General features: G+C 64.4%; 21 protein-coding genes and 1 tRNA gene. 20 read left to right on the top strand and 2 right to left on the bottom strand.

Annotated elements, in window-relative coordinates:
- Positions 1–65 precede the first annotated feature (65 nt).
- From ftsH to CXY83_RS03170, 19 genes are all read left to right on the top strand, one after another.
- A complete protein-coding gene (ftsH, locus tag CXY83_RS03085; protein WP_104195944.1) occupies positions 66–2,075 on the top strand; it encodes an ATP-dependent zinc metalloprotease FtsH in 2,010 nt (669 codons plus the stop codon).
- 6 nt (positions 2,076–2,081) lie between these two features.
- The gene (gene folE / locus CXY83_RS03090) at positions 2,082–2,651 is read left to right on the top strand and encodes a GTP cyclohydrolase I FolE (RefSeq protein WP_104195945.1); all 570 of its coding nucleotides are present in this window, start codon (positions 2,082–2,084) and stop codon (positions 2,649–2,651) included.
- Complete coding sequence (gene folP, locus CXY83_RS03095; RefSeq protein ID WP_104195946.1) at positions 2,648–3,493, top strand: dihydropteroate synthase; 846 nt, start codon at positions 2,648–2,650, stop codon at positions 3,491–3,493. The genes folE and folP overlap by 4 nt, the downstream gene beginning before the upstream one ends.
- Positions 3,494–3,497: 4 nt before the next feature.
- On the top strand, positions 3,498–3,860 hold the full coding sequence (gene folB / locus CXY83_RS03100) for a dihydroneopterin aldolase (protein WP_104195947.1): 363 nt from the start codon (positions 3,498–3,500) through the stop codon (positions 3,858–3,860).
- A complete protein-coding gene (gene folK, locus CXY83_RS03105) occupies positions 3,857–4,396 on the top strand; it encodes a 2-amino-4-hydroxy-6-hydroxymethyldihydropteridine diphosphokinase (RefSeq protein ID WP_104195948.1) in 540 nt (179 codons plus the stop codon). The genes folB and folK overlap by 4 nt, the downstream gene beginning before the upstream one ends.
- On the top strand, positions 4,393–4,863 hold the full coding sequence (locus CXY83_RS03110) for a DUF3180 domain-containing protein (protein ID WP_104195949.1): 471 nt from the start codon (positions 4,393–4,395) through the stop codon (positions 4,861–4,863). The genes folK and CXY83_RS03110 overlap by 4 nt, the downstream gene beginning before the upstream one ends.
- Positions 4,856–5,401 carry a PH domain-containing protein gene (locus CXY83_RS03115; protein WP_104195950.1) on the top strand — a complete coding sequence of 182 codons (546 nt, stop codon included), beginning with the start codon at positions 4,856–4,858 and terminating at the stop codon, positions 5,399–5,401. The genes CXY83_RS03110 and CXY83_RS03115 overlap by 8 nt, the downstream gene beginning before the upstream one ends.
- Complete coding sequence (locus CXY83_RS03120) at positions 5,398–7,047, top strand: PH domain-containing protein (RefSeq protein WP_104195951.1); 1,650 nt, start codon at positions 5,398–5,400, stop codon at positions 7,045–7,047. Before CXY83_RS03115 ends, CXY83_RS03120 begins: the two co-directional genes overlap by 4 nt.
- On the top strand, positions 7,044–7,805 hold the full coding sequence (locus CXY83_RS03125; RefSeq protein ID WP_104195952.1) for a Rossmann-like and DUF2520 domain-containing protein: 762 nt from the start codon (positions 7,044–7,046) through the stop codon (positions 7,803–7,805). The genes CXY83_RS03120 and CXY83_RS03125 overlap by 4 nt, the downstream gene beginning before the upstream one ends.
- Positions 7,802–8,674: a pantoate--beta-alanine ligase gene (gene panC, locus CXY83_RS03130; protein WP_104195953.1), complete on the top strand. Its 873-nt coding sequence runs from the start codon at positions 7,802–7,804 to the stop codon at positions 8,672–8,674. The genes CXY83_RS03125 and panC overlap by 4 nt, the downstream gene beginning before the upstream one ends.
- Positions 8,675–8,724: 50 nt before the next feature.
- On the top strand, positions 8,725–10,248 hold the full coding sequence (gene lysS / locus CXY83_RS03135; RefSeq protein ID WP_104195954.1) for a lysine--tRNA ligase: 1,524 nt from the start codon (positions 8,725–8,727) through the stop codon (positions 10,246–10,248).
- Complete coding sequence (locus CXY83_RS17575) at positions 10,248–10,394, top strand: hypothetical protein (RefSeq protein ID WP_158251815.1); 147 nt, start codon at positions 10,248–10,250, stop codon at positions 10,392–10,394. The genes lysS and CXY83_RS17575 overlap by 1 nt, the downstream gene beginning before the upstream one ends.
- Before the next feature lie 34 nt (positions 10,395–10,428).
- Positions 10,429–10,608, top strand: coding sequence for a hypothetical protein (locus CXY83_RS03140; protein ID WP_104195955.1), 180 nt, complete (start codon positions 10,429–10,431; stop codon positions 10,606–10,608).
- Positions 10,609–10,614: 6 nt separating this feature from the next.
- A complete protein-coding gene (cls, locus tag CXY83_RS03145; RefSeq protein ID WP_104195956.1) occupies positions 10,615–12,078 on the top strand; it encodes a cardiolipin synthase in 1,464 nt (487 codons plus the stop codon).
- 210 nt (positions 12,079–12,288) lie between these two features.
- Positions 12,289–14,814 (top strand): ATP-dependent Clp protease ATP-binding subunit, encoded by a 2,526-nt coding sequence (locus CXY83_RS03150; RefSeq protein WP_104195957.1) that lies wholly within the window; start codon positions 12,289–12,291, stop codon positions 14,812–14,814.
- A 205-nt stretch (positions 14,815–15,019) separates the two neighbouring features.
- The gene (locus CXY83_RS03155; RefSeq protein WP_104126046.1) at positions 15,020–15,535 is read left to right on the top strand and encodes an amino-acid N-acetyltransferase; all 516 of its coding nucleotides are present in this window, start codon (positions 15,020–15,022) and stop codon (positions 15,533–15,535) included.
- Between the two features lie 189 nt (positions 15,536–15,724).
- Positions 15,725–20,452 (top strand): ExeM/NucH family extracellular endonuclease, encoded by a 4,728-nt coding sequence (locus tag CXY83_RS03160; protein ID WP_104195958.1) that lies wholly within the window; start codon positions 15,725–15,727, stop codon positions 20,450–20,452.
- A gap of 128 nt (positions 20,453–20,580) precedes the next feature.
- Positions 20,581–21,228 (top strand): hypothetical protein, encoded by a 648-nt coding sequence (locus CXY83_RS03165; protein WP_104195959.1) that lies wholly within the window; start codon positions 20,581–20,583, stop codon positions 21,226–21,228.
- A gap of 194 nt (positions 21,229–21,422) precedes the next feature.
- Positions 21,423–21,830 carry a dehydrogenase gene (locus tag CXY83_RS03170; protein WP_199184865.1) on the top strand — a complete coding sequence of 136 codons (408 nt, stop codon included), beginning with the start codon at positions 21,423–21,425 and terminating at the stop codon, positions 21,828–21,830.
- 77 nt (positions 21,831–21,907) lie between these two features.
- Here CXY83_RS03170 and radA read toward each other — a convergent pair whose 3' ends face one another.
- Both radA and CXY83_RS03180 read right to left on the bottom strand, forming a co-directional pair.
- The gene (gene radA, locus CXY83_RS03175; RefSeq protein ID WP_104195961.1) at positions 21,908–23,272 is read right to left on the bottom strand and encodes a DNA repair protein RadA; all 1,365 of its coding nucleotides are present in this window, start codon (positions 23,270–23,272) and stop codon (positions 21,908–21,910) included.
- Positions 23,273–23,325: 53 nt separating this feature from the next.
- Positions 23,326–24,105, bottom strand: coding sequence for an SGNH/GDSL hydrolase family protein (locus tag CXY83_RS03180; RefSeq protein WP_104195962.1), 780 nt, complete (start codon positions 24,103–24,105; stop codon positions 23,326–23,328).
- An 86-nt stretch (positions 24,106–24,191) separates the two neighbouring features.
- On the opposite strand from CXY83_RS03180, the gene CXY83_RS03185 reads away from it, so the two are divergent.
- A tRNA-Ser gene (locus CXY83_RS03185) sits at positions 24,192–24,281 on the top strand.
- Positions 24,282–24,313: the final 32 nt, after the last annotated feature.

The raw sequence follows: 24,313 nt of genomic DNA on the forward strand, positions 1-24,313 counted from the left end.
TCGGAGTTTCCCCTAAAGCGAACACACGGCTTTCCCCTGTAATCGAGCGCTAGCCTGAGGTCACCATGAACGTCAAGAAGCTACTACGCGGCCCGATTCTCTACATTGTGCTCGCCGTCATCGCCGTCTGGGTGGGGTCAAGCCTCATCACCATGAGCGGATTCCGCGAGGTCAGCACGCAAGAGGGCCTCGACTACCTCAAATCGGGCAACGTCGCCGAAGTCACCATCGTCGACGGCGAACAACGCGTCGATCTCACGTTGACCAAGGCCAGCGGCGACCTCGGTACCCAGGTGCAGTTCTACTACGTCGCCCCGCGTGGCGAAGAGATCATCACCGCTGTCACTGCGTCCAACCCCAAGGACGGCTTCACCGACGAGGTGCCGCAGCCCAACTGGATTTTGGGCGTGCTCAGCTTCCTGCTTCCTGTCTTGCTCATCGGTGCCTTCTTCTGGCTCATGATCTCGATGCAGGGCGGTGGCAGCAAGGTCATGAAGTTTGGCAAGTCCAAGGCCAAGCTCGTCTCCAAGGAGAGCCCGCAGGTCACGTTCGCCGATGTCGCCGGTGCCGACGAAGCCATCGAAGAGCTCGAAGAGATCAAAGACTTCCTCAAGGAGCCAGCCAAGTTCCAGGCGGTCGGCGCGCGCATTCCGAAGGGCGTGCTGCTCTACGGCCCTCCCGGCACCGGTAAAACTTTGCTTGCCCGCGCGGTGGCCGGCGAGGCCAACGTGCCGTTCTACGCCATCAGCGGCTCGGACTTCGTCGAGATGTTCGTCGGAGTCGGTGCCAGCCGGGTGCGCGACCTGTTCAGCCAGGCCAAGGAAAACGCGCCCGCCATCATCTTCATCGACGAGATCGACGCAGTTGGCCGGCACCGTGGAGCCGGCATGGGCGGTGGACACGACGAACGCGAGCAGACCCTCAACCAGCTTCTGGTCGAGATGGACGGCTTCGACGTGAAGGCCAACGTCATTCTTATCGCTGCCACCAACCGCCCGGACATTCTCGACCCGGCGCTGCTGCGCCCTGGCCGGTTCGACCGCCAGATCGGCGTCGACGCACCCGACATGCTCGGCCGCAAGCGCATTCTCGAAGTGCACTCCAAGGGCAAGCCCATGGCAGAAGGCGTCAACCTCGAAGTGCTCGCCCGCAAGACGCCCGGCTTCACCGGCGCTGACCTCGCCAACGTGCTCAACGAAGCCGCGCTGCTCACTGCCCGGTCCAACGCCCAGCTCATCGACAATCGTGCTCTCGACGAGGCCGTCGATCGGGTGATGGCGGGACCGCAACGACGCACGCGTGTCATGCGCGACAAGGAAAAGCTCATCACCGCGTACCACGAGGGAGGACACGCCCTCGTCGCCACCGCGATGAACTTTACGGACCCGGTGACCAAGATCACGATTCTTCCGCGCGGCCGGGCCCTCGGCTACACGATGGTCATGCCGCTCGAAGACCGTTACTCGGTCACGCGTAACGAACTGCTCGACCAGTTGGCCTATGCCATGGGCGGCCGTGTCGCCGAAGAAATCATTTTTCACGACCCAACCAGTGGTGCCTCCAACGACATCGAGAAAGCCACGGCGACCGCCCGCAAGATGGTGACCGAGTTCGGCATGAGCAGCGTCGTCGGTCCGCTCAAGCTCGGTCAGGGCTCGGGCGAGGTTTTTCTCGGCCGCGACATGGGTCACCAACGCGACTACTCGGAGCGGGTCGCCGAGAGCGTCGACCGCGAGGTGCGCCAACTGCTCGAAGACGCTCACGACGAGGCCTATGAGGTGCTCATCAAGAATCGCGTAATCCTGGACGAGCTCGCTACAGCCCTGCTCGAGCATGAAACGCTCGACCAGAATGCCCTCGCCGAGATCTTCGCCAATGTCGAGCAGCTGGCGCCCCGCCCGCAGTGGCTCTCCAGCGACAAGCGCCCCGTCTCGGACGTGCCGCCGATCGCAATGCCCGCCCCGAAGGCCCCGATCGAAGGCGACGCCGTTGACGGCGGCATCTCCAGCGGCGACGCACCCCACGCCAAACCGAAACGCGCGCCGGCTCTCAACCCCCGCCCCGCGACCGCCTAGGCGCTCGTGGCAGTGGACAGGGCGCGCATCCGGGTGGCCGTCTCGGAGATTCTCGCCGCAATCGGTGAGGACCCCGAGCGGGCCGGGCTGGAGAGCACGCCACGACGCGTAGCGGATGCTTATGCCGAGTTCTTCGCCGGGCTCGATCAGAATCCGCAAGACCTGCTGAAGGACTTCGTCCCGGTCGAAGGCAGTACCGGCGAACTCGTGCTGCTGCGCGATATCGCCTTCCGCTCGATGTGTGAACACCACCTGCTGCCGTTTCTCGGCACCGCCCACGTGGCGTACTTACCACGGGATCGCGTCGTCGGCCTTGGACGGCTGCCCGCCGTGGTGGAGACCATCGCCGCCCGGCCACAGCTGCAGGAACGTCTGACCGAGGAGATCGCTGACGCCCTGCAGGAAGGGCTCGACCCGGTTGGCGTGTTGGTCGTGCTTGACGCCGTGCACGGCTGCGTCGGCACCCGTGGCTCGCGCCAAGCCGCGAGTTCTACCGTGACCATGGCCTCCCGCGGCACCCTGATGGAACCGACAGCCCGCGCCGAAATAATTGCGCTGATTTCGGCTGGCGGGTGACGCTCATCATGGGGGTGCTCAATGTCACCCCCGACTCCTTCAGCGATGGTGGCCAGTGGGCGTCAACGGATGCCGCCATCGAGCACGGGCTGCTGCTCCACGCCCAGGGCGCCGACCTGATCGATGTGGGCGGCGAGTCCACCCGGCCCGGCGCTACCCGTGTGGCGCCGGAACACGAGCAGCGCCGAATCCTTCCGGTGGTCACGGAGCTCGCCAGCCAAGGGCTGCGCCTGAGCATCGACACGCTCAATGCCGCCACAGCACTCGCCGCAGCGAAAGCGGGTGCGAGTATCATCAACGATGTGTCGGGCGGGCTCGCGGACCCCGGTATGGCTGCCGTCGCCGCCGACACCGGCCTGACCTATGTGGCCATGCACTGGCGCGCTCATGCCCAGCAGATGGACGCTCGTTCCGACTACGGTGATGTCGTCACCGATGTCATCACCGAACTGCGCGCCCGCGTCGACGCCTTGACCGCCGTCGGAGTGGCTCGGGAGAACATCGTGCTCGACCCCGGTCTTGGATTCTCCAAAACGACCGAACACAACTGGCAACTCATCAACCGGCTCGACGCCTTCGCCGAACTGGGTTTTCCGGTCATGGTCGGGGCATCGCGCAAACGCTTTCTCGCCGGTGTGCTGCCGGTCGACGCGCCCGTGCTGGATCGTGACCTGCCTACGGCGGTGATCAGCGTGCTGGCTGCCCAGGCCGGAGCCTGGGCCGTGCGCGTGCACGACGTCGCCGCAACGCGCACGGCCCTCAACGTGCTCGCCAGCATGCGCCAGCGGACGCCCCGGGGTACGGGGCAGGTGCCGGGCGCCGCGTCGCGTCCGTCACAATAGACCTATGACTGATTCGATCACCCTCACCGGCCTGCGGGTGAACGCCCACCACGGCGTCTACGATTTTGAGAAAGAAAACGGTCAGGACTTCGTCATCGACGTGACGGTCTGGCTCGACCTGCTCCAGGCGGCCGCCAATGATGACGTGACCCAGACCATCCACTACGGCACCCTCGCGGAGGAGGTTACCGCGGCGGCGGCGCACAACCCGGTCGACCTCATCGAGACCGTTGCCGAACGCATCGCGAAGGTCGTGCTGGCCCACCCGCCGGCGCTGCGCGTGCAGGTCACGGTGCACAAACCACAGGCTCCGATTTCGGTTCCGTTCACCGACGTTGCCGTGCAGATCACCCGGTCGCGGCCGTGACCGGTCGCAGCGAACGCGTCGTACTCGCCCTCGGCAGCAACCTCGGTGACCGGACGGCCACGCTGGCCGACGCCGTGCACGATCTTGCCGGCCTGGCCGGTGCCACGCTGATTGGCATCTCACCCGTCTACGAATCCGCTGCGGTGAAACTCGATGGCGTGGACGAGACCGCTCCGCAGTACCTCAACGCGGTGCTGACCATCGACTACAGCGGTGACCCGTACACCCTGCTCGACGCTGTCAACGCCATCGAGGCGGAGCACGGCCGGGTGCGCGCTGAACGCTGGGGCGACCGCACGCTCGATATCGACCTCATCGTGTTCGGAGAACTGAGGATCGACGACGACCGTCTGACCCTGCCGCACCCACGCGCGGCGGAACGTGATTTCGTACTCGCACCCTGGCTCGATGTCGATCCCGGAGCCGCCATCCCCGGCCGCGGGGTGGTGCGCGACCTGCTGGCCGCAACCGGCAACACGGTGCGACGAGCGCCGGATACCGCCGCCCTCGCATCGACTCTCGGAACACGGGAATGAAGCGCTCACAGGCGACCGGGCTGCTGGCCGTTCTACTCATCGGTCTCGTCGTCGGCTTTCTCGTCGAGATCGCCTTCGCGGCCTCCGGTGCCCCGATCGTGGTCCCGCCGGTCACCCTGCCGTTGACTCTGATTCTGCTGGGCGTCGTGATCGTCAGCCTGGCGTGGCAGGTGCGCCAGGGCAGCCGTCGTAAGGCGCTGCGCCGCATCGACCCGTTCTGGGCTATGCGGGTCGCCGTATTGTCGAAGGCGACCTCGCTTTCGGCGTCGCTGCTTTTTGGCGCAGCCCTCGGCATCGTGCTGTACATTCTCACCCGATCGGTCGTTCCCGCCGTCACGTCATTGTGGCTCGCGGTCGGCACGGCCATTGGCGCGGCCCTCATGCTCACGGCCGGTCTCGTGGCCGAACACTTCTGCACCCTCCCCCCCGACGACGACACCGACGACTCGGGAGGTACCCGTGCCTGATCGCGAACCCAACCCGTGCGCCGGGCAGCAGGCTGAACCGGCACCTGAATCGTCCGATCGGCTCGAACTGGCCGAGACCGGCGAATGGAAGCGGGTGTCTCCGAAGTATGTGGTGGTGGAGATCGTCGGCACCATCGTCAACGCCATCGTGGTCTGCGGCGGAGCAACCCTGCTTTGGCTGCTGCTCGATCAGACCTGGGCGATGGGGGTCGGAATCGTGGTCCTCGCCGTGTCAATCATCAACCTCGTGTTCGAGCCGCGCCGGGTGCGCTCCATCGGCTACCTGCTGCGCGCGGACGACCTGCTCTTTCGCCGGGGTATTCTCTTTCAACGTTTCGTGGCGGTGCCCTACGGGCGCATGCAACTCATCGACATCACTCGCGGCCCGGTCGCCCGCTGGCTCGGTCTGGCAGACCTCAAGTTCGTGACGGCCGCTGCGAGTGCCGGCGTGTCTATTCCCGGCCTGGCCGAGGCCGATGCGGAGAGCCTCCGTGACCGGCTGGTGGAACTGGCGGAGAGCCGCCGGGCGGGGCTGTGAACGAGGAACCGGTTGCTCGCGCACGGCCGCCCCTCGCCGCGCCGCGCAACGATCTCACCGATGGCGAATGGCACCGCCTCCACCCGGCGACACCGCTGCTGCGCGGCGGCATTTTCATGGTGGCCATCATCGGCTTCATTATCGCCAACCTGCGCGAACGCCTCATCGACCTGTTCATCGGCGAAGAGAATTACGGCGGCGATCCGATCGATACCATTTACGAGCGCGGAGCAACCGGGTGGGCTTTGCTCATCATCGCTGGCGTGCTGTTGGTGATTCTGGTGGTCTTCTATCTGTCCTGGCGCACGCATACCTTTCGCGTGACCGGAGAAATCGTTGAAGTGCGCAGCGGCCTTGTTTTTCGCAGTAATCGTAAAGCGCGCCTCGACCGAGTGCAGGGCGTCAACCTGACCCGGCCGCTGATTCCGCGGCTGTTTGGCGCTGCCCGGCTCGAAATCACCGTCGCTGGGCAGGACGGCAACGTGCAGCTCGCCTACCTCGGCTCGAAACTCGCGGATGACCTGCGCCGCGACATCCTGCATCTCGCCTCCGGCCTGCGGCAGGCCAAACAGCCTGCCGCCCCGCCCGCTGCGCCGGTCGACCAAGCGCCGGTTGACCAAGCGCCGGTCGTAGACGGAGTGCCCGCTGCTCATTCCGCCTTCGGCGGCTTCGCGAGCGCGCGATTCCAGGAGTTTCGGGCACCGGAACTGGACCCGGATGCCGCTCCACCGCACTCGGTGGTGCGTATTCCACCGCGCCGCCTGATCGGGTCGGTCGTGCTCAGCGGCTTCACCGTCTTCCTTCTGCTGGCCGGCATCAGCCTGATTATCAGCGTCATCGCCGGAAGCAGCGGCTGGGTGCTCGTGGCCGTGCTGCCCGGCCTCATCGGTAGCGTCGGGTATTACTTTTCCCGCATCACCAAGACGCTGCGGTTCAGCATTGCGGGGACCCCTGATGGCGTGCGGGTCGGCTACGGGCTGCTCTCGACCAGCAGCCAGACCCTGCCTCCGGGGCGTATCCACGCTATCGAGGTGTCGCAGCCCATCCTCTGGCGTCGGTTCGGCTGGTGGCAGATCAACATCAACACAGCCGGGCAGGCCTCCGGTCGCAGCTCGACCGCGGTGACGGGAACCACGCTACTGCCGGTCGGGACCCTGGCCGACGTTGAAAAGGTACTGCAACTCGCGCTGCCCGGCTTTGACACGGACACCCATCGTGCCCTGATCGAAAACGGCATGCTCGGCGGCCGCAAGCGTGACGCCGGTGTGGCCGATTTCTACAGCAATGCGCCCGCCCGGGCCGTGTGGCTGCGCCCGTTCTCCTGGTGGCGCACCGGCTGGGCGGTCTCGGGCAGCGTCGCCCTGATCCGGCGCGGCGTACTCTCGCGCGACCTCATTCTGGTGCCCCTGGCCAGAATGCAGGGAGTGCGCATCAGCCAGGGTGCGATTCGTCGTCGCCTGCGCCTCGCGTCGGCTGCCCTGCATACGGTCGCCGGCCCGGTCACCGCCTCACTCAGCGTCATCGACGTCGATGAAGCCCTCGTGCTGTTCGAGTGGATGTCCACCGGGGCGGTCCGATCGGCGCTCGCCGACACCAGCCACCACTGGAGCCGCACCACCCCACCAACGCAGAAAGCAGCGGAATGAATTCCAAACCGGGACGCCTCGGCGTCGGAATCATCGGCGCCGGCCACGTCGGCCCCATTCTCGGCGCCGCGCTCGCGGGTGCAGGCCACGCGATCGTCGGCATCTCCGCGATCTCGCAGGCCAGCCGTGATCGGGCCGAAGCCATCTTGCCGCTCGTGCCGATCCTGACGGTGCCCGAAGTCGTCGAACGCAGCGAACTGGTCATTATTGCCGTGCCCGACGCCCAGCTGGATAGCCTCGTGAAGGGGCTCGCGGTAACAAATACCTGGCAGCCCGGGCAGCTGGTGCTGCACACCTCCGCTCGCTACGGCACCACGGTGCTCGCGCCAGCGCAGGCCGCCGGCGCTATTCCGTTGGCCATCCACCCGGCCATGGCGTTCACTGGTACCAGCCTCGACCTGGCCCGACTCGCCGACAGCTACTTCGCCGTGACCGCCCCCGGCCCGGTGCTGCCGATCGGGCAGGCGCTCGCCGTGGAGATGGGCGGCGAACCGCTCATCGTCGCCGAGGCCGACCGGGCCAGCTACGCCGAAGCCATCCAGATCGCGACCGCCTTCTCCACCTCGATCGTCGAGCAGGCCACGCACCTGCTCGCCGGGATCGGTCTGGAACATCCGGGGGCTATTCTTGGCCCGCTTCTGCGCTCCGCGATGGAAAACGCTCTTGCGCGCACGAGCCCAAAACGGCTGGACCTCGCCGGGTTCGACGAAATAGAGCAGCGGCAGCGTCCGCTTGACGACGACCGGGAGGTCGAATGAGCACCATCCAAGTAGTGAATACCATCGCCGAACTACAGGACCGTCTGGGGCGGGCCCGCGACAGCGCTGCGCTGACCGGTGGCGATACGCGCATCGTGCTCGTGCCGACAATGGGCGCCCTGCACGCCGGCCATCTCGCGCTGGTGCGACGAGCGCACGCACTGGGCGGCATCGTGGTGGTGTCGATTTTCGTCAACCCGCTGCAGTTCGGCGCCGGCGAAGACCTCGACAGTTACCCGCGCACGCTCGACGCTGACCTCGCCGCCCTCGGAGCGGAGAACGTCTCGTTTGTGTTCGCGCCGAGTGCCCGCGAGATGTTTCCGGGCGGGGGGAGCGGCATCCGCGTCACCGCCGGCCCAGTCGGCGCACTCTATGAGGGCGCCGCGCGACCAGGACACTTCGACGGCATGCTCACCGTTGTGGCGAAATTGCTGGGCATCGTGACCCCGGATGTCGCAGTTTTCGGCCAGAAAGACGGCCAGCAGGCTTTTCTCGTGCAGCGCTTGGTCGACGAGCTCAGCGTGCGTAGCGCCATCGAGGTCGTCGAGACCGTGCGGGAGCCGGGCGGGCTGGCACTGTCCAGTCGTAATCGCTACCTCGACGAGGCGCAGCACACGGCCGCGCAGGCCCTGTTCGCCGCGCTCACCGCCGCAGTGGAAGCGGCAGAGGCCGGCCCCGCCGCTGCCCTCGTCGCTGCGCACGCACGCATTGCCGCCCAGCCGTTGGTTAAACTGGACTATCTCGTGATCGTGCACCCGGACACCCTGCTGGCCGTGCACGATGATTATCGCGGGCCGGCGCGGTTGCTCGTGGCCGCACGCGTCGGCAGGACCCGGTTGATCGACAACGTGTCGCTCAACCTGGGGTGAGTCGCAGCATCCGCTTTTTTTGTGAAACAACAGCACCAACGGAGAACCGCATGAGCCAGAACCCCACGCCAGCCTCGAACGACGAAGGCTTCTCCGACGCGGAGATGAACGAGCAGAAGGCCGTGCGCCTCGGCAAACGCGACCGCCTGAACGCGGCCGCCGCGAGCCCGGCCGGCGGCGCCTACCCGGTGTCGGTTCCGGTCACCCACACCATTCCGGCCGTGCGCGCTGAATTCGGCCAGCTCGAAGCGGATGCCACCACCGGTGTCACCGTCGGCCTGGCCGGCCGCATCGTGCACCTGCGCAACACCGGCAAGCTCTGCTTCGCGAGCCTGCAGAGCGGCGACGGCACCCGCATCCAGGCCATGGTCTCACTCGCCGCCGTCGGCGATGAATCCCTCGCCGCCTGGAAAGACCTCGTCGACCTCGGCGATCACCTGTTCGTCAGCGGCGAAGTAATCTCGAGCCGTCGCGGCGAGCTGTCGATCATGGTCTCCGATTGGCAAGTCGCGGCGAAGGCGCTGCTGCCGCTGCCCAACCTGCACTCCGAACTCAGCGAAGAGACCCGGGTGCGTAGCCGCTACCTCGATCTGATCAGCCGGGAACAGGCCCGCACCAACGTATTGTCCCGATCCAAGGCGGTGGCGAGCCTGCGCAAGACGTTCACCGACCTTGAGTTCATCGAAATCGAGACCCCGATGTTGCAAACAATGCATGGCGGGGCATCCGCTCGGCCATTCCAAACGCACAGCAACGCCTTCGACACCGAACTTTTTTTGCGGATCGCCCCCGAACTGTTCTTGAAGCGCGCGGTCGTCGGCGGCATCGACCGGGTCTACGAGATCAACCGCAACTTCCGCAACGAGGGCGCCGACTCCACCCACTCGCCCGAGTTCGCGATGCTCGAAGCGTATGAGGCGTACGGCGATTACAATTCCATCGCCGATCTCACCCAGAAGCTGATCCAGGATGCCGCGTTCGCGATCGCCGGTTCGCACGTGGTGACCTGGGCCGACGGCACCCTGTTCGACCTCGGTGGTGACTGGGACCGCATCGGCATGTACGACAGCCTGTCGGCAGCAGCCGGCATCATGATCACGCCCGAAACGCCCCTCGCCGACCTGGCCCGGCTCGCCGCACGCGAAGGCATCGAGATCGACCACCCCATTCACGGCAAGTACGTCGAAGAGCTGTGGGAGCACTTCGTCAAGGGCGATCTGGTGCGCCCGACCTTCGTCTTGGACTTTCCCATCGACACCAGCCCGCTCGTGCGCGGGCACCGCACTATGGCCGGCGTGGTCGAGAAGTGGGACCTCTACGTGCGCGGATTTGAACTGGCGACCGGCTACTCCGAACTGGTGGACCCGGTTGTGCAGCGTGAACGCTTCATCGAACAGGCGAGCCTGGCCGCCGGGGGAGACCCGGAGGCCATGCGCCTCGACGAAGAATTTCTGCGCGCGCTCGAATACGGCATGCCGCCAACCGGGGGTATGGGGATGGGCATCGACCGCATGCTCATGGCGCTGACCGGCCTCGGCATCCGTGAAACGATCCTCTTCCCCCTGGTGAAATAATGAGCTATCTGCCGGACGATCAGTTGACACCCGACAAGGGTGGGCGCAAGCCGCCATCCATGAATCGCATCGCCATCTGGGTAATCATCGGCGGCGTCGGGGTCTACTACTTAGGTAGCGGCATCGTCGGTCTGCTCGGCAAATAGCTGCCCTCCCAGCCTTTGCGCGTAAAGTAAGAGCGTGATTGAGAACTTTTGGGGTAACGCGGTATTTTCGGTCGTGCCCACTATTGCGCTTGCCGTGATGTTTTGGTTGATGCTGCGCTCAATCCTGCGCGCCGATCGCACCGAACGTAAGGTGTACGCCCAAATCGAAGCCGAAGAACGCGCCCGACTCGGTCTCGACAAACCGGTCACCTAAATACCGATGCTCGGCATCGACGGCCTGACCATCACCGTTCTGCTGGCCTTGATCGTTGATTTTTCCGTTCGTGTCGTGGCCATCATCGTGGTTCCGCGCAACCGCCGTCCCATGTCGGGCATGGCCTGGTTGCTGACCATCTTTTTCATTCCGTACATAGGCGTATTGCTTTTTTTGCTGATCGGCTACCGCGTTCTGCCCCGAAAACGCCTCGCCATGCAGGAAGAGATCAACCAGTTCATCCTGGACAGCACCGAGGGCATGGAGCGCGTCCAGCACGACCACCCGTGGCCGAGCTGGCTGGAATCAGTCGTCGAGCTCAACCGCAACCTCGGAGCGATGCCCCTGGTCGGCGACAATACAGCGAGCCTGATCGGCGAATATCAAGTGGCCTTCGACACCATGATCGCCGACATCGACCGGGCCCAAAAATACGTGCACGTCGAGTTCTACATTCTCTCGCTCGACCACACCACCGCCCCCTTCTTCGATGCCCTCGAGAATGCGCACAAGCGCGGTGTGAGCGTGCGCGTGCTCATGGACCATATCCAGTCCATGCGCAAGCCCGGTTTTCGCCAAACCAAGAAACGATTGACGGATGCCGGAATCCAGTGGGAGCTCATGCTGCCGGTGCAACCGTTCAAGGGCAAATGGCAACGGCCCGACCTGCGCAACCACCGCAAACTGCTCATCGTCGATGGCCTGATCGGGTTCATGGGATCGCAGAACATTATCGACCGCAGCTACAACATGAGAGGCAATATTCGTCGCGGTTTGCAGTGGAAGGACTTCATGACCCGCCTGGAGGGCCCGATCGTGTCGGGGCTCAATGCCATCTTCATCACCGACTGGTACAGCGAAACCAACGAGCTGCTCACCCGCGACATCGAGCCGGTGCATCCGCGGCCGGTCACGGATGCGCTCGACTGCCAGGTCGTACCGAGCGGCCCTGGGTTCAAGGGCGAGAACAACCTGCGACTGTTCCTTGCGCTGCTTTATTACGCGCAGGATCGCATCATCATCACGAGCCCGTACTTCGTGCCGGACGAATCGATCATGTACGCCATCACGACCGCCGTTCAGCGGGGTCTTCACGTGGAGTTGATCGTGTCGGAGATCGGTGATCAGGCCGTCGTCTACCACGCCCAACGCTCCTACTACGAGGAGTTGCTGACCGCGGGAGTGCACATCTACATGTACAAGGCGCCCTATATTCTGCACGCCAAGCATTTCACCATCGACGATGAGGTCGCCGTTGTCGGGTCGAGCAATATGGACCAGCGCTCGTTCAGCCTGAACATGGAGGTGTCGCTCATGGTGCGCGGGCGGTCATTTGTGCGCAACCTGCGTGCCATGGAAGACGAGAACCGCTCGAACAGTCGCGAGCTGACCCTGGAAGAATGGCGCAAACAGCCGCTGCGCTCCACCATTCTCGACAACCTCGCCAGGCTGACCTCCGCGGTGCAATGATGACCTGCCGGCGAGGGCCACGGATGCTGGGCGGAGGGGCGGCGCACAGCAACCGTCACGCGAGCACTAAAACAGGCGTGACGGTTGCTGCGCGGAGGGGCGACGCATAGCAACCGTCACGCCTAGGGCGAACAAACGCCCGGAAGCGGCGCAGGCTGGCTACTCTCAATGTAACGGCACCAACTGCCCTGGCGCCAAGGGAGCGATCACATGTTTGAAAGATTTACCGACCGAGCTCGTCGCGTCGTCGTTTTGGCCCAGGAAGAGGCCAAGATGCTCAACCACAACTACATCGGTACCGAGCACATTCTGCTCGGGCTGATTCACGAGGGTGAAGGCGTCGCCGCCAAGGCTCTGGAGAGCCTCGGTATCTCGCTGGACGCCGTGCGCGAGCAGGTTCAGGACATCATCGGCCAGGGGCAGCAGCAGCCCACCGGCCACATCCCCTTCACGCCGCGGGCGAAGAAGGTTCTCGAGTTGAGCCTGCGCGAAGCGCTGCAGCTCGGCCACAACTACATCGGTACCGAGCACATTCTGCTCGGCCTCATTCGCGAGGGTGAGGGCGTCGCCGCTCAGGTTCTCGTGAAGCTCGGCGCCGACCTCAACCGCGTGCGCCAGCAGGTCATCCAGCTCCTCTCCGGTTATCAGGGGAAGGAGCAGGTGCAGGTCGGTGCCAATGAGCAGGCGGCCAACACGGCCGGCAGCCAGGTGCTCGACCAGTTCGGTCGCAACCTCACCCAGATGGCCCGCGACAACAAACTCGACCCGGTCATCGGGCGCGAGAAAGAAATCGAGCGGGTCATGCAGATCCTCTCGCGTCGCACCAAGAACAACCCCGTATTGATCGGTGAGCCTGGCGTCGGTAAGACCGCCGTCGTCGAGGGCCTCGCCCAAGCGATTGTCAAGGGAGATGTGCCCGAGACGCTCAAGGACAAGCAGCTCTACTCGCTCGACCTCGGCTCGCTCATCGCCGGCAGCCGCTACCGCGGTGACTTCGAAGAGCGCCTGAAAAAGGTCACCAAGGAGATTCGCACCCGCGGCGACATCATCGTCTTCATCGACGAGATCCACACCCTGGTCGGTGCCGGTGCCGCCGAGGGCGCCATCGATGCCGCGTCGATCTTGAAGCCGCTCCTCGCCCGTGGTGAGTTGCAGACCATCGGTGCGACCACCCTCGATGAGTACCGTAAGCACTTCGAGAAAGATGCCGCCCTCGAGCGCCGCTTCCAGTCGATTCAGGTGGATGAGCCGTCGCTACCGCACACGATCAACATCCTCAAGGGACTGCGCGACCGTTACGAGGCGCACCACAAGGTGTCTATCACCGACGGTGCACTCGTGGCCGCGGCGAACCTCGCCGACCGTTACGTCTCCGACCGGTTCCTGCCCGACAAGGCCATCGACCTGATCGACGAGGCTGGCGCCCGCCTGCGCCTGTCGATCCTCTCGAGCCCACCGGAGCTGCGCGAATTCGACGAAAAGATCGCCGTGGTGCGCGCCGCCAAGGAACTCGCCATTGAAGAGCAGGACTTCGAGAAGGCCGCCGGCCTGCGCGACGAGGAGAAAAACCTCCTCGGCGAGCGTCTTCGCCTCGAGAAGAAGTGGAAGTCCGGCGACGTCAAGACCACCGCGGTCGTCGACGAAGGCCTGATCGCCGAAGTTCTGGCCCAGGCCACCGGTATTCCCGTGTTCAAGCTCACCGAGGAAGAATCCTCGCGGCTGGTCTTCATGGAAAAGGCACTGCACCAGCGCGTCATCGGTCAGGAAGAGGCCATCTCGGCGCTCGCCAAGACCATCCGTCGCACCCGGGCCGGCCTGAAAGACCCGAAGCGTCCCTCCGGTTCGTTCGTCTTCGCCGGCCCCACCGGCGTCGGCAAGACCGAGCTCGCCAAGGCGCTCGCCGAGTTCCTGTTCGACGACGAGGCCGCCATGATCTCGCTCGACATGAGTGAGTACGGCGAGAAGCACACCGTATCGCGCCTGTTCGGTGCGCCTCCCGGGTTCGTCGGCTTCGAAGAGGGTGGTCAGCTCACCGAGAAGGTGCGCCGCAAGCCGTTCTCCGTGGTGCTGTTCGACGAAATCGAGAAAGCTCACCCCGACATCTTCAACTCCCTGCTTCAGATTCTGGAAGAGGGCCGGTTGACGGATGGCCAGGGTCGCGTGGTCGACTTCAAGAACACCGTCATCATCATGACCACCAACCTCGGTACCAAGGACATCTCGGGCGGACCGGTCGGCTTCCAGCTGGAAGGCGACAGCACCACCGGGTATGAGCGTATGGCCGGCAAGGTGAAGGATGAGCTGAAGAAGCACTTCAAGCCCGAGTTCCTGAACCGCGTGGACGAGATCATCGTGTTCCCGCAGCTGACCAAGCCCGAGTTGCTGCAGATCGTCGACCTGTTCATCAAACGTCTTGGTGTGCGTCTGCTCGACCGTGACATGACCGTCGAGGTCACCGTTCCGGCGAAAGAACACCTGATCGAGGTTGGTTTCGACCCAACGCTCGGTGCTCGGCCGCTGCGTCGTGCGATCCAGCGCGAGGTGGAGGATCGACTGTCGGAGAAGATCCTGCAGGGCGAGCTCAATGCCGGTGACCACGTGCACGTGGATTACGTCGATGGCGCGTACGTCTTCACCACGACGACCAGGGTTGACCCGGTCGGCGTCGGAGTGAACACGTCCGCCGCGATCGGCACCGGTCCGGCCACCCCCGACCTGGCCATCACCAGCGACTAGAGGTTTCGAAGAGAAAGGCCCGGCAGATTCGTCTGCCGGGCCTTTTCTGTGCCCGGGGCGGTCCTGCGTGCGCACAACTCCTGCAAATTGTGGAGCATCGAGTCAAGTTTCGCGTTTTTCCAAGGGTTGCCGGTCGAACCGAACACGAATTGCAGGAGTTACGCGCGGGGAGAGTCGGTGGAAGGGGGATCAATAGAATGGAAGAGTGAATTTGGAAACGGGATACACGGTGCGCCGCGCTCGCACGAGTGACGTGCCCGGCATCGAAGCTCTCGTTGAACCGCTCGTGCAGCAGCGCATTCTGCTCGGCAAGGATCGTGTCGTGTTCTACGAGGCGGTGCAGGAATTTCGGGTGGCCGTTGATGCTTCCGGCGCTCTGATCGGCTGCGGCGCCCTCCACGTCATGTGGGAGGATCTCGGCGAGGTGCGCACCCTTGCCGTCGACGCGAAATGGCTCGGTCGCGGCGTCGGCTACGCGATAATGCAACGCCTCGAAGCGGATGCCCAAGGCCTCGGCCTCAGTCGACTGTTCTGCCTCACCTTCGAGGTGGGCTTCTTCGCTCGCAACGGGTTTAGTGACATGGGCACCGAAACCGTCGACCCGGCCGTCTACGCCGAGCTCGTGCGCTCGCCCGATGAGGGGGTGGCCGAGTTTCTCGACCTGGCCCGGGTGAAGCCGAACACTCTCGGCAACACCCGCATGGTGAAGCGTCTGAACTGACGGATTTGAGCCGGAGCGGTCGAATCGGGCATTAAACGGTGCTCATACGAGCAAAGTAAGCGGTGTTTACCCCCCGGACATAGGCCGTCGCTAGGCTGCGCTTAATTGCACCCGCCACTCCATGGGCCGGGAGATCTTTCGATCGCACGGCCCCGGGTGCGATGACACGACCTATGAATGAGGAGATCCATGTCATCCGCCGTTCGCCGCCGCTCCAAGTTGGTTTTCGCCACGCTTCTCGGGGTGAGCCTCGCGGCCGCTCCGATCATTGCCATACCGGCCAACGCCAATACCGCCGGTACCGGAGTCGTCATCAATGAGGCGTACCTGAACGGGGGAAGCTCGGGCGCGACCTACCTGAACAAGTTCGTCGAGCTTTACAATCCGACTGACGCCGATGTGTCCCTCGTCGGCACCTCGATTCAATACCGCTCGGCCGGCGGATCATCGAACCCAACCGGGGTCGTTGCCCTGACCGGCACGATCGCGGCTGGCGGCTACTATCTCGTGCAGGGCAGCTCGAACGCCGCCAACGGTGCCGTACTGCCGACGCCGGATGCCTCCATCGGCGCCTCGTTCGCCGGCGCCGGCGGCACGATCTTCTTCGCCAACCAGTCCACGGCGCTAAATACCCCCGCCACGGGTTCGCTCACCGGCCAGGCGCAAATTCTCGACCTGATCGGCTACGGAACCTCAAACACGTTTGAGGGAACGGCCGCAGCCGCAGCATCCGTCACCACCTCGGTGAATCGCACGACGTTTGTCGACACCGACGCGAACGCCGCTGATTTCCGCTTGAACGCGCCCACACCGACGAACACGGCCGGTGACACGGGAACCCCGGTTGAACCGGGGCCAGACCCCGACCCGACCCCGGTGCCCGACGCCCTGACAGCGATCGACGCGATCCAGGGCACGACCGACACGAGCCCGCTCGCCGGAACCGTCGTCAAGACCTCCGGTGTGGTCACGGCCGCCTACGCGACCGGAGGCTTCGACGGGTTCTACCTGCAGACCGCTGGTACCGGTGGTGATCTGGACCTCGCCAGTCACACTGCTTCGCACGGTGTCTTCGCGTACTCGAAATCGGCACAAGCCAAGGTTCAGATCGGTGACTACGTGCAAGTAGTGGGCACCGTCGTAGAGTTCTTCGGCATGACCGAGGTCACCTTCGGCACCGTTAGCGATGTCACCCAGCTCACCGGCAGCGCTGTGGCCGTGACACCCGCCGCGGTCTCGTTGCCGACCAACACGCAACAGCGGGAAACCCTTGAGGGTATGCTGCTTGCGCCGCAGGGCGACTTCACCGTCACCAATAATTACCGGACCAACCAGTACGCCGAGATCGGACTCGCCACCGGAACGACGCCGCTGGTCAATCCGAGCGTGACCGCACTGCCCGGATCAGCCCAATACCAAACAGCGCTCGCGGAGAACGCCGGCCGCGCGGTCACGCTCGACGACGGGGCTACCACCAACTACCTCGCCGCCGCCAACCAGGGCAGCCCGGTTCCGTACCTGTCGACGACCGCTCCGGTGCGCATCGGCGCTGCGGTGTCGTTCCGGTCTCCGGTCGTCTTCGACTTTCGCAATGACGCCTGGAAGTTTCAGCCGACCACGGCTCTCGTCCCGGCCAACGCCGCGACCGTGCAGCCGGTGGCCTTTGCCGATACCCGCACGAACGCGCCGAAAGACGTGGGTGGGGACATCCGCTTGGCCAGTTTCAACGTTCTGAACTATTTCTCCACCACGGGAGACACGCTCGACGGCTGCCGGTATTACAACGACCGGGCCGGCGTGCCGACCACGGTGAGCGGCGGATGCGACGCCCGCGGCGCCGCGACCCAGATCAGTTTCGAACGCCAGCAGGCCAAGATCGTCTCGGCCATCAACGCTCTCGACGCCGACGTGGTGTCGCTTGAAGAGATCGAGAACTCGGCCGCGTTCGGCAAGGATCGCGACGATGCCCTCGCGAACCTGACCGCGGCGCTGAACGCTTCAGCGGGTAGCGACGTGTGGGCGTTCGTGGCTTCACCGACCGCACTTCCAGCGAGCGAAGATGTCATTCGCACCGCGTTCATCTACAAGCCGGCTGTCGTCGAAACGGTGGGGGATTCGGTCATCCTGACCGAGTCCGTCGCCTTCAATGGTCGTGCGCGAGAACCGCTGGCCCAGGCATTTCAGCTGATCGGCGATGACGAGAGCAGCTTCCTGGCCATCGTCAACCACTTCAAATCAAAGGGGTCGGGCACCGGGGACAACGCCGACCAAGGTGACGGCCAGGGAGCATCCAACCCGACCCGCATCGAGCAGGCCCGCGCGCTCGTGGCCTTCGCCGACAAGGTCAAGACCGATTCCGGCATCGACCGAGTCTTTCTCACCGGAGACTTCAACGCCTACGACATGGAAGACCCGATTCGGGTACTGCTGGAGGCCGGCTATATCAATCAGGGCGACAACAGCGGCGAGTACACCTATGCTTTCGGCGGCACGGTTGGCTCGCTCGACCACGTCTTCGCCTCGCCTGAAGCGGATGCCGCGGTGAACGCCGTCGATGTTTGGAACATCAACTCGGTAGAATCCGTCGCCCTCGAGTACAGCCGGTACAACAACAACGTGACCGACTTCTACGTCGCCGACGCGTTCCGCTCCTCGGATCACGACCCGGTTGTGCTTGGTCTCAACCTCACGTCACCGACTGCTGTCGAACTCAACCTGCTCAACATCAACGATTTCCACGGACGCATTGACGCGAACACCGTCAAGTTCGCGGGAACCGTCGAACAGCTTCGCGCCGAGTACGGCGACGCGAACTCGCTGTTCCTGTCGAACGGCGACAACATCGGCGCCTCGTTGTTCGCATCGGCGTCGCAAAATGACCGCCCCACCATTGACGTGCTCAACGCCCTCGACCTCGCCGCTTCCGGTGTGGGCAACCACGAGTTCGACCAGGGCTTCGGTGACCTGACCGGGCGGGTGGCCGACGCGGCCGACTTCGACTATCTCGGAGCGAACGTTTACAACGTCGGCACGGAAACGCCCGCGATGAAGGAATACGCCCTGCTCGACGTGGCCGGCATCACCGTGGGTGTAATCGGCGCGGTCACCGAAGAGACCCCCGCGCTCGTGTCACCCAACGGAATCGCCACCCTGAGCTTCGGCGACCCGGTCGCGGCTGTCAACCGAGTGGCATCCCAACTGACCGATGGTGACCCGTCCAACGGCGAAGCGGATGTGCTGATCGCCGAATACCACGAGGGCGCCGGCGCGGGAATACCAGACGGTGCAACGCTCGAGCAGGAACTCGCTGCTGGCGGAGCCTTTGCGAACATCGTGAATGACACGTCGGCCGCGGTCGACGCGATCTTCACCGGCCACACGCACAAGCAGTACGCGTGGAACGCACAGGTCCCCGGCGCGGCCGCGGGCGTGACTCGCCCCGTGCTTCAGACCGGCAGCTACGGCGAGAACATCGGGCAGGTCGTGCTCAGCTACGACATCACCTCAGGTGACACGACCACCGTGACCAACCGCAACGTAGCCCGCTCCACCGCAGCCGATGCCGACCTCGCGGACGGCTATCCTCGCGTTGCCGCAGTGCAGGCGATAACGAATGCCGCGCTGGCGGAGGCGGCGATCCAGGGCAACGTGCCCGTGGGATCGATCACCGCCGACATCACCCGGGCCTGCGTCGGCGGAGTCGCCCCGTGCGCCGAAAATCGCATGGCTCCCTCTTCCCTGGGCTCCCTCGTCGCCAACTCGCTGCGCGCATCCCTGGCTGACCCTGCCATCGGCGGCGCCGAGATCGGCATCGTCAACCCTGGTGGTATCCGTGCCGACCTCTCGCTCGCTCCCGACGGTGTCGTGACGTATGCCGAGGCGAACGCGGTGCTGCCGTTCCTGAACAACCTGTGGACGACAAGTCTCACCGGCGCACAGTTCAAGTCCGTTCTCGAACAGCAGTGGCAGACCAACGCCGATGGCACGATTCCGAGCCGTCCGTTCCTGCAACTCGGCCTGAGTGACAACGTGAATTACACCTTCGATGCCGCTCGTGCCGCGGGTGATCGTGTGACGGGCATCTGGATCGACGGGACACAGCTCGACCCGGCACAGTCCTACCGCATCGGTTCGTTCAACTTTCTCCTCACCGGCGGCGACAATTTTCGCGAGTTCACGAATGGAACGGATACCCGCGACTCCGGCCTCGTCGACCGGGACGCCTGGATTTCTTACATCCAGCAGAACAGCCCGCTGTCACCGTCATTCAAGGCCAACCAGGCCTCGATCACCGGGGCACCCACGGCAGCGGTCAACCCGGGTGACGCCCTCACCCTCACGGTCGGAAGTCTCAACCTCACCTCGCTCGGCGCCCCGAAAAACACGCAACTCGCTCTGAAGTGGTCGGGTACCGACGTGGGTACGGCATCCGTTGATTCGACGGGTACGGCCACCGTGACCGTTACGGTACCGGCCGACGCGATCGAAAACAGCGTGCTGGAGATGACGGCCGTCGAATCGGGCACCATCGTACGCCTGGCCGTCGCGGTGGCCGTCAATGCCGAACCGGGCGAGGCGCCTGCCGCTGCCTCAGTGAAAGAGCTGACGAAGAAGCTCAAGAACGCGATCGATACCGACCAGAATTCCTATCGGGCCAGTGACAGGGCTGTAGTCGAGGTCGGGATGGAGCACGCCGGAGACTATGTATCGGTGTGGGCCTACTCCAAGAAGAAAGCCGACAACGTCGGTGGTTGGTTGCTCGTGAGCGCCAAGGGCACTGTGAGCGTCACTCTCGCCGACGACCTCAAGCACGGCCGGTACAGGGTCTCTGCGCAGAATGAGAGCGGTGACGTGATCGGTTGGACCGATGTCAAAATCGACCACCCCCGGAAGCCGCTGCAGAACGGACCCCGCTAGCCCTGCGGTTGCGCGAGCCCGTCCGCACCGTTTCGGTTGCGGGCGGGCTCTCGATTCTTCCAGCACCAATTGCTGCCGACACGCACACCATTACCGGCTTCTGGCACCGTCTTCAATAACCTTGGGGCATGTCGACGATCAAGCAATCGGTCGGCCGCCAGTCCAGCAAGGTGTACCGGCGCCGGCGTTTCGTAGTAGGGCTCGGGCTTCTCGCCGTGCTCGTCATTCTCTTCCTCATCATCGTGCGACCGGGAGCCAGCAAGGGCGACGCGGAAAACTCGAAATCACCCGCGGCCGCCGTGACCGAGTCGGCCGCACCGACGGATGCCGCCAGCACGATTCCCGAGACGGCCACCGCTGTCGACGGCGCTGCCTGCGACCCATCTGCGGTAGAGGTCGCGGCCATCACCGACGCGACGAATTACGCGGCCGACGTCCTGCCGCAGCTGTCGCTCGGCCTGACCAACATCGGAACAACCGACTGTGTGATCAATGCCGGTAACGCCAGGCAGGTGTTCACCGTGATGAGCGGGACGGACGTGTACTGGACCTCGACCGACTGCCAGACCAACCCGATCGACGCCCAGGTGACCCTCAAGCCCGGGGTTGTCATGCCACTCGCTACGCCGATCACGTGGGATCGCACCCGCTCGGCCATTGATACCTGTGAAGCCGCCACCCGCACTGCGGTTCCGGCCGGCGGAGCGTCCTATTACCTGCACGTGACCGTGGACGGCATCAAGGCGGCCACCCCGGCTCTCATGATTTTGAATTAGGGACCGGTCCCGAAGAACGGTCCGTATGACCGGCGGAATTGAGCCGCTTCGATGCGTTCATGTCGAAATTACGGGGCGTCGCAAAATCTATCGGCAGTGCATACCTTCTGTTGGTGCCGGGGCTTGTGAATCCGTTCGCTCGTGGCGTGCGCTGCCAGTTGGGCACGCACGGCCACGCCTGATTGAATGAATGGGTGACCGATACGACTGCCAACACCCGTTCCGAGGCTCTTGCCGCCGCACTGGCGGCGCAGGACGTCGTCGCCGTCGCCTATGCGCTGCGCAACGACTATATGATCGTGCCTCAACTCGTCGTCAACGGCGAGGCGGCACAGGTGCGGGTTTTTGGCCGCGAAGGCTCCGACAAGCGCATGCTGCTGCTCTTCTCCGCGGCGGAGAATTACGTGCGTGTGGTTCCCAACGACATCAACCCGCAGGTCATGGTCTGCGATGGCCAGTGGCTGCGGGAGTTTCTCACCGTGCATGCCGCGACGCTGGAAATGGTCTTCTTCGACATCGCCGGGCCGAATGTCATGCAGGCCGCTCCAGCTGACCTCCTGAAGGTACTGAGCCCGCAGCTCGGCCGCAGCGACGACGAATAACGGCACGTGCCTAACGCTCGACTGTCTCGCGCGTTTTGCACGTTCCGTGGGTTACCGAACCGCTGAACCGCGCTGGCCTATCCCCACGCCCGATCGAGTTCGGCGTCGCGTGGATTGCGGGTGGTGCCGAGCGCGAGGGCAACCGCCGCATGGATCGAGCCGCAGGCGGCGTCGATCTGGGTGGTGAACCCCAGGCGTATGGCCTCGTTCACGCGTTGTTTCGACATGAGTGCGCCTCGTACCTCGCCGGCCAGGCTGATTTCGCCGAACGCGACCACGTTGTGCGCCACTGCAAGACCGGTGAACGCCGAGGCGATGGCCAGCGCAATTGCGAGATCGGCGGCCGGCTCATTCAGCCGGATGCCGCCGACCGTCGACACGTAGACATCTTTGGTCGACAGATTCATGCCCGCGCGCTCCTGCAACACCGCGAGCAACATGGCGACGCGGGCTGAATCGACGCCGCTCGTGACGCGGCGCGGGTTCGGAGCCTGGGTGTCGGTGACGAGCGCCTGCACTTCGACCGGCATGGCACGGCGGCCCTCCAGAGCAACCGTGACACAGGTGCCATCGACCGGCTCGGTGGCTCGGCTCAGGAACAACCCACTTGGGTCGGGGACCTCGGCGATGCCATCACCGGTCATCTCGAAGCAGCCGACCTCGTCGGTCGGTCCGAACCTATTTTTCAACGCCCGAATGAATCGCAGTGACGTTTGGCGGTCCCCCTCGAACTGGCAGACCACATCGACCAGGTGCTCAAGCACCCGCGGCCCGGCGATCGAGCCGTCTTTGGTGACGTGACCGACCAGTAACACTGGCAGGTTGCGGTCTTTGGCGACCCGAATCAGGGTGGAGGCCACCTCTCGCACCTGGCTGGGCATGCCCGGCGAACCGTCGGAGAGCGCACTCGACACGGTCTGCACCGAGTCGATGATGATGAGGTCCGGCTTGACCGCGTCGATTTGCCCAAGAATGACCCCGAGGTCGGTTTCGGCGGCGATGTACAGTTCGGGTTCGAGCGCGTTGGTGCGTTCGGCGCGCAATCGCACCTGGCTCACTGACTCTTCGGCGCTGACGTAGAGCACGCGGCTCTTCGCCGCCGCTGCCTTGGAGGCGACTTCGAGCAGCAGCGTAGATTTGCCGACGCCCGGCTCGCCGCTGAGCAGAACCACCGACCCGGGCACGATTCCACCGCCGAGCACCCGGTCGAATTCGTTGATACCCGTCGGCCAGTGAGCGGCGGCATCCGTTTCAACATGGGTGATGGGGCGTGCGATGCCATCGCCGACCAGCGTGATGGCCTTGAGCTTGCGGGTGATGCCGGCCGTCTGGCCAGCGTCGACGACGGTGCCCCACTGCTGGCATTCGCCGCAACGACCTGCCCATTTGAGAGTGGTCCAGCCGCACTCAGAGCAGCGAAAGGAAGAGACGGATTTTGCCATATTCCGAGCCTAGCCGCGGCCGCCGACAGGCGACCGCGCACGCGGTGCGTGCTCTAGTCGGCCTCGGTTGACGTGTGGCTGACCGCTGAGAAACGCTGCGCAATGTCAGCGCTCATCGACGGCAGGAACGCCTCGGCCCAGGACCGGTATCCACGGTCGTTGGGGTGAAAGAGATCCTTGGCGACGTGGGTCAAGATGCTGCGAAGGCCGGCCCGTTTGGTCGTTGCGTGCAGCGGAACCACCGTCAGCTTGTGCTCGGCGGCGATCCGGCGAATGATCTCGTTGGCTACCGCCACCTTGATTTCGTTGTGCGGGAGGTGAAAGCAGGGGAGGTTGGCGACGAGGGCGTGCGGCGGCAACGCGTCGAAAACGGAGCGAATGCCGGTTTCAAAGGCCGCAGGATTCCATTGGGCGATGTCGTTGGCGCCGATCGCGACCGTGATGAGGTCGGGCTTGAGGTTGTCGAAGCGCGGAAGTTGATCGCGCACGGCCAAAGCAACCGTGGCACCCGACACGCTGAGGTTCACGACGCGAACCGTTCGTCCGGTCGCCAGCCGTACGTGATCGGCGAGAACGCCGACGTAGCTCTTGTTCGGGCTCGAGGCACCGATTCCTTGGGCGGCACTGTCGCCGATCGCGACGTAGAGCAGTTCGCCCGGGCGTTTGGCGTTGTCGCGCCACCATGCCGAGTGCACCGGAAGGGTTTCGTTGAGAATGACCTTCTGTTGTTCGAGGTCACGGCGAAAACGGGTAGTGGCGAGCACGATACCTGTCGCAGCAACGGCTACTCCGGTAGCGATGGCAGAACGGATGCGTGGAGTCGGTGAAGTCACCCGCCGAGGCTACTCCGCGGTATCCGTGTGTCTGCTGCATATTGGCCGATTGGCGTCGACCCCGAGTCTCTACTAGAATCGACGGCGGTACCGTGTCCGAGCGGCCGAAGGTGCGACTCTCGAAAAGTCGTGTGGGGGAGACTCCACCGTGGGTTCAAATCCCACCGGTACCGCCACGAAAAACCCCCTACTTCCCAGTGTTTTACTG

The sequence above is a fragment of the Cryobacterium sp. M15 genome, assembly GCF_002929675.1.
GTDB lineage: Bacteria > Actinomycetota > Actinomycetes > Actinomycetales > Microbacteriaceae > Cryobacterium > Cryobacterium lyxosi.